General features: G+C 60.4%; 13 protein-coding genes and 1 pseudogene. 5 read left to right on the top strand and 9 right to left on the bottom strand.

From position 1 onward, the window contains the following. Positions 1 to 151: 151 nt before the first annotated feature. Genes SO156_RS28525 through SO156_RS28515 form a run of 3 tightly spaced genes read left to right on the top strand, consistent with a single transcriptional unit; the run spans position 152 to position 1,055 of the window. Complete coding sequence (locus SO156_RS28525) at positions 152 to 439, top strand: hypothetical protein (RefSeq protein ID WP_498537068.1); 288 nt, start codon at positions 152 to 154, stop codon at positions 437 to 439. Then, on the top strand, positions 436 to 882 hold the full coding sequence (locus tag SO156_RS28520; protein WP_498537067.1) for a hypothetical protein: 447 nt from the start codon (positions 436 to 438) through the stop codon (positions 880 to 882). Before SO156_RS28525 ends, SO156_RS28520 begins: the two co-directional genes overlap by 4 nt. After that, entirely contained in the window at positions 879 to 1,055 is a 177-nt protein-coding gene (locus SO156_RS28515) for a hypothetical protein (RefSeq protein ID WP_498537066.1), read from the top strand. The genes SO156_RS28520 and SO156_RS28515 overlap by 4 nt, the downstream gene beginning before the upstream one ends. A gap of 271 nt (positions 1,056 to 1,326) precedes the next feature. Here the strand turns inward: SO156_RS28515 and SO156_RS28510 are convergent, their stop codons facing one another. Together SO156_RS28510 and SO156_RS28505 are read right to left on the bottom strand one after the other, a co-directional pair. Next, positions 1,327 to 1,590, bottom strand: coding sequence for a helix-turn-helix transcriptional regulator (locus SO156_RS28510; protein WP_498537096.1), 264 nt, complete (start codon positions 1,588 to 1,590; stop codon positions 1,327 to 1,329). Between the two features lie 204 nt (positions 1,591 to 1,794). Next, positions 1,795 to 2,231, bottom strand: a pseudogene (locus SO156_RS28505) (AraC family transcriptional regulator ligand-binding domain-containing protein); the annotation flags it as partial. 273 nt (positions 2,232 to 2,504) lie between these two features. Between SO156_RS28505 and SO156_RS28500 the strand changes: the two are divergent. Beyond that, complete coding sequence (locus SO156_RS28500; RefSeq protein ID WP_498537065.1) at positions 2,505 to 3,419, top strand: helix-turn-helix domain-containing protein; 915 nt, start codon at positions 2,505 to 2,507, stop codon at positions 3,417 to 3,419. Positions 3,420 to 3,573: 154 nt separating this feature from the next. On the opposite strand, the gene SO156_RS28495 is transcribed toward SO156_RS28500, so the two are convergent. Beyond that, positions 3,574 to 5,541 carry an adenylate/guanylate cyclase domain-containing protein gene (locus SO156_RS28495; RefSeq protein ID WP_498537064.1) on the bottom strand — a complete coding sequence of 656 codons (1,968 nt, stop codon included), beginning with the start codon at positions 5,539 to 5,541 and terminating at the stop codon, positions 3,574 to 3,576. Between the two features lie 778 nt (positions 5,542 to 6,319). Between SO156_RS28495 and SO156_RS28490 the strand changes: the two genes are divergently transcribed. After that, the gene (locus SO156_RS28490) at positions 6,320 to 7,171 is read left to right on the top strand and encodes an amino acid ABC transporter substrate-binding protein (RefSeq protein ID WP_498537063.1); all 852 of its coding nucleotides are present in this window, start codon (positions 6,320 to 6,322) and stop codon (positions 7,169 to 7,171) included. Between the two features lie 203 nt (positions 7,172 to 7,374). Here the strand turns inward: SO156_RS28490 and SO156_RS28485 are convergent, their stop codons facing one another. The 6 genes from SO156_RS28485 to SO156_RS28460 all read right to left on the bottom strand — a co-directional run bounded on the left by SO156_RS28485 (position 7,375) and on the right by SO156_RS28460 (position 12,210). Beyond that, positions 7,375 to 7,683, bottom strand: coding sequence for a DUF1330 domain-containing protein (locus SO156_RS28485; protein WP_498537062.1), 309 nt, complete (start codon positions 7,681 to 7,683; stop codon positions 7,375 to 7,377). Between the two features lie 346 nt (positions 7,684 to 8,029). Further along, positions 8,030 to 9,373 carry a collagen-like triple helix repeat-containing protein gene (locus tag SO156_RS28480; protein WP_498537061.1) on the bottom strand — a complete coding sequence of 448 codons (1,344 nt, stop codon included), beginning with the start codon at positions 9,371 to 9,373 and terminating at the stop codon, positions 8,030 to 8,032. Further along, complete coding sequence (locus SO156_RS28475) at positions 9,370 to 9,714, bottom strand: hypothetical protein (protein WP_458144257.1); 345 nt, start codon at positions 9,712 to 9,714, stop codon at positions 9,370 to 9,372. Before SO156_RS28475 ends, SO156_RS28480 begins: the two co-directional genes overlap by 4 nt. Further along, the gene (locus SO156_RS28470) at positions 9,711 to 10,307 is read right to left on the bottom strand and encodes a DUF4376 domain-containing protein (protein WP_458144258.1); all 597 of its coding nucleotides are present in this window, start codon (positions 10,305 to 10,307) and stop codon (positions 9,711 to 9,713) included. Before SO156_RS28470 ends, SO156_RS28475 begins: the two co-directional genes overlap by 4 nt. Positions 10,308 to 10,319: 12 nt before the next feature. Then, a complete protein-coding gene (locus tag SO156_RS28465) occupies positions 10,320 to 11,645 on the bottom strand; it encodes a hypothetical protein (RefSeq protein WP_458144259.1) in 1,326 nt (441 codons plus the stop codon). Next, positions 11,557 to 12,210 carry a hypothetical protein gene (locus SO156_RS28460; RefSeq protein ID WP_498537060.1) on the bottom strand — a complete coding sequence of 218 codons (654 nt, stop codon included), beginning with the start codon at positions 12,208 to 12,210 and terminating at the stop codon, positions 11,557 to 11,559. The genes SO156_RS28465 and SO156_RS28460 overlap by 89 nt, the downstream gene beginning before the upstream one ends. Positions 12,211 to 12,212: the final 2 nt, after the last annotated feature.

Below are 12,212 nucleotides of genomic sequence, written 5' to 3'. Positions count from 1 at the left end.
CGTTCAACCCGCGACGTGTGCCGAGCAGCAGCGCAATCACGGGAAAGCGCGAGCCCATCGGCCGGGGCTGCGTTGATCGCATCAACCCGCTGACTCGATCCGATCATTCCGCTGCCCGACGCCTATGAGCCAAGCGACGAAGGAGAGTTCGATGTCTGACGATCCGGAAGTGCACTCCCCGCCGAACGAGTTGAGGCGGATCGACGCGGTGTGGGCGTTCATCTCCACCGACGAGACCGGCGAAGGCCTCTGCGCCGCGCCGCTGATGGGACCTGGCACGCTGATCCCGCTGATCGCCGCCGACGAGGTGCGGCTCGCGATGCTGTTGCCCTGGGCGCGCGGGATAGCGCAGGCGAACGGCAAGACGATCAAGCTAATTAAGCTGTCCAACCGCGAGGACATCATGGAAATCAGCCCCGATGGAGGACCGATGCAATGAGTGGTGTGCTTATCATCGGAGAGACCGAGCGCGCGGCAATCGCTGCGGCAATCCGGTCGGCGCTGGCCAAGCCGATGCCCTGGGAAAAGATGCAGCAGCTTATTGTCGACGACAGATCCAACCCGATCGACACGCTGAAGCACGACGAGCGGCCGGACCCAGACCGCATCGAAGCGCTCCGCATGGAATATCCGACCTATCCTGTGCAGCTCGGGTCCTACGTCGCCGCGATCTCTTTCGAGGAGCAGCCGCAAGGCCTGTTCCGGCATCTCTCGATCTCGTCGGTCCATCCCGCCAAGGCCACGAACGAGCACGCCGCCAGGATCGTGCTGGAGGCGTTCGGCTTCTCGGGATATCCTCCGAGCCGCCCCTATCGCGTGTGGGTCGAGGAGTATCAGCCCGGTCGCGTCGCCATCAACTTCGTGGAGCTGGAGCCGTCATGACCAGCAAAGACGAGATTATCGAGCAAGCCGCACGCATCATCGATCTGAACGCCTTCACCCGCTTTCAGGCGCACGAGGGCATGATCAAGCGGCAGAAGATCGCCAGGCGCAAGGCTGCCGAAATCCTTTCGATGCTGTGCGAAGCCGCGCGGAAGGGAACGAATGAGCGGTGACGGGGGCTGGCTGCTGGCGATCTTTTTCGTGCTGGCGGTCGCGAATGCGGTCGCTTTCGTGCAGTTTCAGCAATCAAGTACGTAGCGGGCAACATCTCACGGATGGCCGCACATCATGCGCTCGTCCAGCTCGGCTACCGGAACGAGGTAGCTTCGCCACGGGAATTGCGATGCGGCCGGGCTTCACGTGAAAGCTCTTGACGATCTTGCTCGGATCCGCGATCGGCAGCGTTGCTGATTGCGGCATGACCGCATTGAGCTCGAGCTTGCTCTATCTTATTCGACCGCCAACGCAGCTCGCAGACGGATACGCCTGGGGCGTCATCGAGAACCAGCGCTGCGCAGCGCGAAAAAAGTTGCCTTGATCCTTGAATCCCAGCAAATAGGCGACCTCAGCCGCGGACAGGTCTCGGCGCGCTAGATAGTCCTCCGCCAGCTCTCGGCGGGTCTCCTCGACCAGGTGCTGGAACGATGTCCCTTCCTCGCTCAAGCGGCGGTACAAGGTCCGCTCGCTTATTGCGAGCGCGATAGCCATGGCAGCCCGTGTCGGTGCGCCGTCATGTAGGCAACGCACGATCTCCGCACGCACGCGAGGCGTGAACCGCGAACCTGAAACCCGCTGCAGATGCTCGGTCGCAATGCGGTCATGGACAGCCGACAGCCGACGATGGGCGGTCGGCAGCGGTTGGGTCACGTTGGCGCACGAGAATAGCAGCGCGTTCTCCCTGGCCCCGAATTTGGGCAAACAGCCAAATGCCGCCTCGAACACGCCAGTCGAATCCCCGGGATGGCTGAGCTCCACCCCAACGGGCTTCAGGTCGGCGCCGCTCACCCAGCGGCAGAACGAGAGGAACTGCAGCAAGTCGAAGGCGAAGCGCTGGTGGGGTACCGGACGGGACCCGGGATTCAAGCCCAAGGCCAACCGATAACTATCGCCTTGCTTGTGCAGCGAAACGATCGCAGCGTCGCTGACGATCGCGATGTATCGAACGATCCGATGCAGAACTCCGAGCAAGTCGGGCGCAGACATCAAAGGGTAGGCACCACACCGAAATGCCCAGGCTTGGCGCGCGAAGCGCCGATCAGCCCGACCGCGGGGCCGGAGCGTGCAACGGCCAATTCCCAAAGCAAGCTAACCTGCTCGGTCGCGAAGCGCGCGTCAGGATCGCCGAGCATGGTGATATCCAGGTCCGCATCCCGAAAAAGCTCGGGCACGTCGAGCTGCTCGGCGGAGAGTGCATTTGCGACCCCGGTCACCCAGAATGCCGCGCTCGTACGCTGATCGAGGGACCGTGATGGTCGGCGAAGCTTCATTTTGACCGCTCCTAGGCCCCTTTGTTGGCCGGGATTGCCAGTGATGTGGCCGCCAGAACCATAAGTCTAGCAACACCCGGGAGCCCTTCTTGAATAAAAACGGCCGAAAGAGTCGGCCCTCAAAAAGGATGACTAATGCCAGGTCAGAAGGGATCGTTTGGCAGGCGGATGGGCGAGCTTTGCGGCGCGGACGAGGCGCCCTACGTGATCGCCTGTACCCTGCGCAACTCGTCCATCGTCGCCACCAGGCTTGTGGTTGAGAATCCTGGTCGCGAGAAGACCCCACCAATGGGCATCGAGGATGCGTTTATCGCTGCCATCACCTTTCAAGAGGGCTATTACCGCGACAATTGGCTGGACGGGCGGCAACTGCCTTACGAGCCACCTCAGCCAGCGGGCTCTGTTTGCTTGATGGATTTGCGACGGCTAAACGAAACTCGCTTCAAGAGCGCAGTAAATTCCGTTCAGCTTTACTTTCCGCGAAAGACGCTAGATGTGATCGCGGATTCGCATGAAATCTCGCGCATGAGCGAATTTCGGACGCCCATCAGCGTGCTTCGACCCGAGCCTACAATAGCCCATCTCGCCGCCTCGTTGGTGCCTGGGTTCGACAGACCTGATGAGGTTAGTCTGCTATTTCTTGACCACGTGTTGTCGGCGGCGGCACTACACTTGATAGTGGAGCATGGCGGGTCCGCGCAGCCAAGAAGATCGCGGGGCGGGCTCGCGCCCTGGCAGCAGCGGCGCGTCGAAGAACTGCTTGAGGCCAATCTTAACGGCTCGCTCTCCCTGAATACTCTCGCTGCAGTTTGTGGAATTTCGGCAAGTCATTTTTCCCGCGCATTCATGCAATCGAACGGCATGCCCCCACACCGTTGGCTGCTGCAAAGGCGCATCGAAAAGGCCAAGGAATTGCTGCTAACCTCACGCTTGCCACTCGCTGAACTTGCGCTGGTCTGCGGTTTTACTGACCAAGCCCACTTCACGCGCGTTTTCAAGCGACAGGTTGGTGCAAGTCCCGGCGCATGGCGGCGTTACGAAAGCGACTAGTCGCCCTTCAAACCGAGTCTGGTTAGGGGGCACTCGCGTCGTCGGCCCGTCAGCCGCATGTCTGCTTACGCCCCAACAGCGGCGAAATAGCAGATATCCTCCAACCGCTCCTTCAGGCCACTTCCGGACTCATGCACCGCGGCAAACAGCACCTTTAGTGGATCGTATCGTCAGCGCTGGGGACGAGAGTTGGTGGGACCGCGAGGCCAAATGCTCTCCCCGATTCGAGGTTGATGGGAAGATTGTAGTTAGGACGGCTTGCGCGTCGACGATGGCCGCGAGCGTCGTCGATCTGTGAGTCGTCTCCGCAAGCGCCGGACCCGTCAACGACTTTTTCCGAATCGGAGGTTAGCCCCGCTTTGCGAAGACCCTCGATGAACCGCTCTCGATCGGCCGCTCGCGCGAACGGCCGAACAAGGCGCTCATCGCTCGCTGTTAGTCCAGGCATACGATACAGCAACTGATCCAGCGCGGAACGAGACGCTGTATGACTGCCTAGATGTCCATGGGCAGAAGCCAGGACCACGTAAATGTCGGGAAACTCGGGATTCGCTTCACGGGCGAGTTCTGTGAACTCCACCGCCTCTTTGTACCGTTCGGCCAGCAATGCGGCCCAGCCTTTGCAGAGATGCCAGATGACCACTAGCAAGCCTCGCGGGCTGAGGCGGATCGCCTCCTCCAAGTGCTGCAAGGCAATCTCATAATCGCCGCCGAACGCATGGCTTACACCAAGATAGCCGCGGGCGAACTCCGAATTGGGATTGAGGTTAAGGGCACGATGGAGGCGTCGCCGGGCCTCTTCGTGACGACCGGAAAATAGCTCGAAGATCGCCTGCGCCGTATGCGCCATTGCGTCGCTGTCATCGGTGGCGACCGCTTTCCGCGCCGCTTCGCCGAGCCGGGTATGCGACTCGATCGGCCCGTCGCCCCAGCCGAACACCGCCTCGAAATGCCGAGCAAAGGCGAGATCGGCATATGCCATCGAATTTGCCGGGTCCAGTGAGATGGCTTCAGTCACCAGGCGGCGCGCCTCCGCCATGTCCTCACGCGTGAAGCGACGGATATGCCAATGGGCTCGTATGGTCCGGTCCCAGGCATCGAGCTGATCTGGTTCCTTGCGCCGCGCTTGCCGGATCTCGGCCGCAATAATGCCGGGCTCGATAGCGCAGGCAATGCTCCGGGCAATCTCGTCCTGAAGGGCAAAGACATCCGCCAGTTCGCGATCGTAGCGATCCGCCCACAAGTGATGACCAGTCGCCGCCTCGATCAGCTGTGCGGAGATGCGGACGCGATTGACGACCCGCCGCACGCTGCCTTCGAGCACGTAGCGCACGCCGAGCTCGCGAGCCACCTTGCCGACGTCTACTCCCAAACCTTTGTAGGTAAAGGAGGTGCTGCGCGAGATATCAAAAAATGAATGGTAATGCGACAGGTTGGTAATGATCTCCTCGGTGATGCCCTCTGAGAAATACTCCTGTTCGGCGTCGCCACTCATACTCGCAAACGGCAACACCGCGATTGACGGCTTCTGCTTCGCTGGCCGTGCCGATCGGGTCGTGGTCAGCGCTGCCTCGATGACCTCGTTGGCCGGTGTATCGAACCGAACGCGATGGATCGGCACCGGCCGGGCGATGTTCTTGACCTGGTGTTCGCCCATGTCCTCGAACGAAAAATGAAGCTTGTCGCGCACCTCGTCGCGCACAATGCGGCTGACGCAGATGCCTCCCGGCTCCGCCAGGGCTTCCAGGCGCGCCGCGATATTGACGCCGTCGCCATAGATGTCCTTGTCGTCAATGATGATGTCGCCCACGTTCAGGCCGATGCGAAACTCGATGCGGCGCTCCGGCGGAACCCGGACATTGCGCTCGGCCATTTGACGCTGGATATCGACAGCACAGCGTAGGGCGTCGACGATACTGGCAAACTCAACAAGCATACCGTCGCCCGTCGTCTTGACGATGCGTCCGCGGTGCTCCGCGATCTTGGGATCGACGACCGTGCGTCTGTGGCCCTTGAGCGCGGCCAACGTGCCTTCTTCATCCAGGCCCATCAACCGCGAATAGCCCGCGACGTCCCCCGCAAGAATGGCCGCAAGGCGGCGCTCGACCCGCTCTCCACTCAAGGTCTTTCTCCAAAATCGGCCAACACGAGTTGCGCCTCGTCCCGTCAGCGGCCAATTGTATCCTTTGTCGGCGCAGCGACCGGACAAATCCAAGGAGATTCACCCGATGGTGGACGAATTTTAATCGATGATCGCATCATGAGGCGCATCGTTGCAGTACCCGCGCGTTACGCGCCGTCAGGCACTTCCGTAATCGGAGCGTCGACCGTTCACCTCTCCAGTTGGTTGCCCGCCTCGGCTGTGGTCTTGGCTGTCAAAAAGCACCATGCGGCACGACGGCGATAGAACGGGTTTGTCTGATCTTGTCCGATTTGAAGGAGGACGCCCTCAGCGCAGCGAAAACGCGCACAACCTGCCATTGGGATGCCGGGGATTCAATGATGCCGTGGAAATGGTTGACGGCGACTCGCAGCGCTCCTGTGGTCGCTATGGATCACGAGCGTTGCCCGCTGCAATGGGCGGCGAACTGACGATTTCCGCTATGCTCCGTTAGCGGCCAGGATCGTATGGCGGTGCAATATGTCGCGAAGGGCCCAGGACCGGACTCATGCGCCGCAGCAAACCGCATCTTATGTCAGCGGTGGTGGGTCACTCGCGTCATTTTTTTTCCCGTTCGCCTGATGTCTGCTTACCCGCTGACAGCGGCGGAATAGGGACACCCCCCGGCCGCTGCTTGCGGGCCAGATTCGGAGTTGTTGGCAGCGCCGTGCTAATCTTCGCTGCGGCTGGGTGGTTGAGGCTGTATCGAGCGATCGGCACTTTCTTGGGGAGCAGTAACATGCGTCGCCTTCTTCTGTTTGCGGTCGTCATGGCCTCCTATGGCGACGCCGCCCTGGCTCAAACCTTGGAAGGACGGCTAAAGCAGATTAGCGAAACCAAGGTTGTAAAGCTCGCGCACCGAAATGACGCAAAGCCTTTTTCCTTCGTGAATGTACAGGGGCAGCCTGACGGTTATACGGTCGATCTCTGCAAATTTGTTGTCCACTCCCTCGAGCTGCAACTAAACGCCAAGCTTACAATCGCGTGGGTGCCCGTTGAGACCCAAAGCCGGTTTGATGCGGTTGCTACCGGGTTGGCCGACATGGAATGCGGTTCATCTACCGTTTCTTTTGAGCGGATGACGAAGGTAGACTTTTCGAGCTTTGTTTTCATGGAAAATACTGGTGTGTTGGTTCGAACAAGTTCGGGAGTTTCTAGTATTGGAGACTTGGGCGGCAAAAAGATTGCCGTGATTGCCGGAACGACGAATGAAATCGCACTTAAAAGGGAATTGCAGCGACGTCAGCTTCAAACCTCGCTGGTCCGGGTCAAGGACCGGCAAGAGGGTATGGCGGAGCTGGAGAACGGAGCGGTCGATGGATTTGCCAGCGATAAGCTCCTACTGATCGGCGCCCAGAATGCCGATGCGTCAACGTATAAGATGCTTCCAGAGAACCTGTCTTACGAACCCTACGCGATAGCTTTGCCACGTGGCGACTCGGCCTTCCGGCTCGCTGTCAATAAAGGTCTCTCTCAACTTTACAGCAGCCCCGAAATTCTTGACATCTATTTGAAATGGTTCGCCGCAATAGGTCCAAGCCCCGATCTTATGCGCGGTGCGGTCTATATCTTTGGCACTTTTCCCGAGTAATGCACGCTAGAGCCGAACGACCGAGATGGGTCATGAGCCGTCATCTTAGCCCCTTCGCCGGATGTCTGCTTCTCCTCTAACAGCGGCGGAATAGCACACATCCCCCGACCGCCGCTTGGGGCCCAGAAGGAGACTTTCGGCGATGTGAACGACCTACGGAGGCAAAATATCAGGCTGCGTGGTGCGCGCCGCCAAAGCGGGGCTCAATCCGTGGGCTGCGGGCCGTCGTAGCCTTCGATCACGATGATATCGATGTCCACGGCGCCCGCGCGCAGTTCCCTCGCCTTGGTGTATTCAGGGGAGCGGTAGCAGGCGAGCGCGGTTTCGTAGTCCTTGAACTCGATCACGATGTTGCGCTCGCGCGCCTTGCCCTCCACCGCCTCGAAGGTGCCGCCGCGCACCCGGAATTTCGCGTCGTATTTGCGGAGCACCGCCGTGAGGGCGGGGCCGTAGGCTTTGGTGTATTCGGGTCTGATCACATCGATGCGCCCGATCCAATACCCGTTCGGCATGTTGTCCTCCTCATCTTTGCATTCTCAAATCAAAAGGGGCCACTGGCGGTTGAATTGCTCTGCGTGCCGATGGTTCCATTGGGTTGACCGTTGGGCTTGAGGGTAGTGGCGCGGCGGGGCCAGGCTAATCGAGCGTCGAGGTCCGTTCAGGGTCAGTTTCGACCGATTCAGCGGGAATTGTCGGCCGGTCGATGTCCGCTGAGTCCGTGACGAGCGACAACCTGGGATGAAGCCGAGGCGATGCATGCCGAAGCGGTCGAGCAGGTTCGCCGTGGGCACTTGCGAGTGGTCAAATAAAAAAGGCCCCGCCGAAGCGGGGCCTAGGCCGGGAGGATTTGTTTTTAAGTCACGCCAACCTGGCCTCCAGCGCCTCGATGCGCGCCTGCGCTTCCTGCAGGGTCTTGGTCAGCGCTGCGATCACGGTCCAAGGGTTTGGCGACTGGATCGCGTCGGGCGCGTCCTTCTCGCAATTCGCGACGCTTTCGACTGTGGTCCCTTGAAGCTCGTGCGCGAGAAAGCCCCAACGCTCGATGTCGTCGGCAGCGAACATCGGGGCGTCGCTGAACTCTTGACCTTCGGATCGCGCTTTGGCGTTGTGCTCCAGTTGAGCCGGTGGCGTGAACTCTGCCTGCGTGTACTTGATAGGCCGCAGTTTCTTGACGGTTGACCACATGCTGGGGAGGTCGATCACGTCCTTCTTGACGCGATAGTCCGATATGAAGGAGACGTTGCCCAGATTGGTGGCATCGACCCATGCCTGTAACGATCCGGCATTGTAGTAGAAATTAAAACTGTTGCCGCCGTACGCGCCGGAGAAGCCCGCCTTGCAGACGTACCCGAGGGCGCTTTGAAATTGTCCGCCGCCCTGAAATTGCCAATCCTGACTTCCCATAAGAACGTGAAATTTTGACGTGCTACGTTCCCAATATGTCAAAACCTTATTGTTCGCGTTCTCATCGTTGTACCACGTGTGGCAGTTGCCTGTAGGCTGCGCTTGCGCGACAAGACTGCCGCTGTTTGCAATCACACCGCCACCGGCATTCACGTCTTTGGTCGTGATGATGTTGCCTGTCGAACGGTTGATCTTGAAGGGCACGTCCTGAACCGCACCGGCATCATTATAACGAATGATGTCGAAATCGCTGCCCGCGTTGCCGCCGCTCTCCGCTGAGGCATTGCCAAGCTCCATGATCCAACGTGAAGCGCCACCGGTAGAGCCTTGGATCGAACAATTTGCGCCCGCACTTCCCGATGCCTTGCTCATCGTTATCGTGGGCGCAGCCGAAGCCATGCCCAAATTGCCGGTCAGCGTGCCACCGCCGATCGGCAGCACTTGCGCCCAGGACGCGCTCACCCTCCCATAGGTGATGCCGTCTGTCGGCGCTTCCGGCACCGGTCCGGGAGGGCCAGCAGGACCAACAGCGCCTGTGTCGCCCTTGTCGCCCTTTGGCCCTTGCGGGCCTACAGCGCCTTGCGGCCCCGGATCGCCTTGATCGCCCTTGTCGCCCTGATCGCCCTTGGGTCCGGGTGCGCCTGTAGTGCCTGGAGGACCGGGCGGCCCTACGGGACCGGGCGGGCCTTGCTCTCGCACTTCGATGATCGAAACCGGGTCCGCCAGAATGACTTCAACGTCATCCTCGTCCTGCATGACGAGCACATCATCATCGGCTCTGACAACGACATCGGTCATCGCGACGGTCCCATGCTATGAGCCCAGGTCCCGCGCCAGATACGGATTTGCGCGCCCGCTTTGCTCGCGATCAACGATTGCTGGTACTCAAGCGCCGCGAGCTGCTCCAAGTCGGCTTGCAGGACGATCAGTTCAAACTTGCCGTTGACGGCATCGACCAGGACGATGCGTCCATTCTCGGTCGTCAGTTCAATCGACACGGTGGCATCCTCGACGTGAGGCCGCAGCATCATGTGAAACGTCCAGCCCGTCAGATCGATGGGCGTTCCATCCACTGTCTGGTAGACGAACGCGCGGCGGAAGTCGGCGTCGCTCTCGGTGCTGATGGTGACGGTGGTCATTTTTTGGCGGCTGCCGGTTTGAATACGTTCTTGAGCTTCTTGGAAAGCGGCACGTTCGCGAAGGCGTCATCGATCTGCTGATGCGTGGTGATCGTACCGCCGTCGATACCGGCCTTAACTTGTGAGTAGATATCGAAAAGCGCTCTGATGTGATCCTGCACGCCATCCGACAGTGCGATCATCTGGTGCTTGTCGATTGGCACCAGTCTGCCGTCTTCGGTCACCCAGTCGGTCGTGAATTGCGGGTCGTTCTCTGCTGCGATGCGTGAGCCGATGATCATCAGCTTGGAGCGGTCATCGGTGCCGACCACGTAGCCGTTGACAACAAGGCTTGTGGTCTCCGTCTTCCACCGCACGTTGGCGGCATAGGCTTCCAGCGTCACGAAGATGTCGAACGGCTGCAGCACCTCCTGCAAGGCATCGTCGGTCTGGTTGCCAGCAAGATCGCGCGGCCAGCCCGTAGGTGAGCCGCCCGCTTCAAGCCAAGCGGTGTAGTCGGCATCGTCCGCCGCGATGATCGTCTGCGGCGCGCTTGCGAAGATGCGCCCGTCGTCAGCGAGCCAACACCAGTTTTGAGGGTTGTAGATTGCCATCGCCGTGCGCTCCTAACCGTATTGTCCGCCTGTGCCCGTTGTGCCTGCAACGGTGCCAGGGAAGTGGTTGATGCCGGAACCTCCGGTGGAGATGATGCCGTTCATTTCGGCGTCGTACTTCTTGCCGGTCACGTTGGCGTAGCCGGTGATCGTGCCCATCTTGTTGACCCACACGCCGAGCATGGTGACGTTGCAGAACGGTCCGGAGAAAGTGACAGGGGCCGGGATGTTCCAAGTCGGCGGGTTGACCGGGTCCAGAATGATGAGCGAGTTGACCTGACACCAGAAGTGCCAAGCACCGCCGCCAGAGATGGTGTGGTTGCCGGTCAACCCCACTGAGCCGCCATCGGTGGCAACGACTTGCCCGGCGAGAACAGACCCATACTCCATGTTGCGAAGGGTCACCGCGCCGTTGTTGCCGTGCGCCCACACGCCGTTGCCGGGATCGCCGCTGCCGGCCGTGACACCGCTGCAACTCACCTTGAAGCCGGCCATGGTGTAGCCGGGGCCGTAGAACACGATCGCGGTGCCGGTCGAACTGACAAGCTGCACCGCCGAAGGCGTCGTCTCATTGCCGATGATGTTGACCGCGCCAGAACCGTTCATCAGCGGGGCGTTAATCGGCCCGGTGTAGACACCGTTGGTGGCGTGGATGTTGACCGTGTAGCCGTTGAGGTTGAAGCTCTGTGTGACCGCGATGGCGTGCTGGATGGTCGCGAAGGGCGAGCCGGGTGAGCGGCCGTCGTTGAGCGTGTCGCTGCCGCTGTTGGAGACGTAGTAGTCCAGCGATGCACCCAGCATCGTGACGCTATCTGCGCCGATGAGGAAGAACACGGCGCCGTCGTAGACCAGCTCAATGACGTCATTGGCGGCGAAGTCACCGTTCTGGATGTCCTTATTGCCGCGCTTCTTCATCGGCTTTGCGCCAAGCGCGTTGACGTTGAGCACCGAAGGCCCGGTCGGCGCATTGCCCACCTTCATCCGCACGACGAGACCGGCGCGCAACGCGGTCGGTGCCGGTGTCAGCGTCACCTGATAGGCATTCGCCGTTCCAGCATCGAGCGCGTAGTTGAGCTTGCCGCCCTGCACGCCCTGGGCAAGCTGCGTGAGGTCGGCGTTGTCCGGGGTGAGACCGCCGTCGCTGATCAGCGCAACGATCTCGCGCTGCGGATATTCGATGCTCGCCGCTGGCGGGATCGAGCCCTGCGTGCCGGTCGCGGGATTTCCGTTGATATACGGCGCGTTCGGATCAGAAACGCCATAGGGTTGAATATACTGAATTGTCGCCTCCCATCTGACTGCGCGACCGCCGCCTGGACCAGCCTGCTTTGGCCGCAAGGCTGCGCTTCATGCGATGCTGATCGGACGAATTGGCTTGTTTGATCTGAGCGCGGAAATGATGGTCTGCCCATCGAGTTATTGCTGCTGCGGAGCGCTTCGATCTGCTCTCCGGTGTGGCATCTGTCGCCGCTCTTCCGATCAGAACGCGCTCGCGATATTCCGGTCGAAGCCAATGGACTTTGGATCGTTCGCGGTGCTGGCTTCTCAAGCCCTCATCCGCCCACGTACGCTTGTTGCTCTCGGCAATCTTTCGTCGCTGCTGCTCGCTCTTGGCGTAGCCCTTCGAGCTACCTTCGCCGCCTGGCCAGAAATTCCAGAGCTGATCGCTCGGAAACGACGCTATCGTCTCGATTTCTGCCTGAAACGCAGCCTCATGATCGAGGCCGGAAATCAGCATGCGTTCTTCGATCTCGGCACCGGCAAGCCATGCTTTGGTCAGGCGGTTGTAGAAATAACTCGCCTGAACCAGTTCGCCTGCCGCGCGCCGACGCGCGATGCTTCTAACGATACGCATGTGCGCGCGTGCGCGGCCACCCGAGCCCTTGCCGACATAGCGGATCACGC

This window comes from Bradyrhizobium sp. UFLA05-125, from assembly GCF_059803515.1.
Note: the sequence above shows the minus strand (reverse complement) of the source record. Positions and strands in the feature narration are given on the sequence as shown.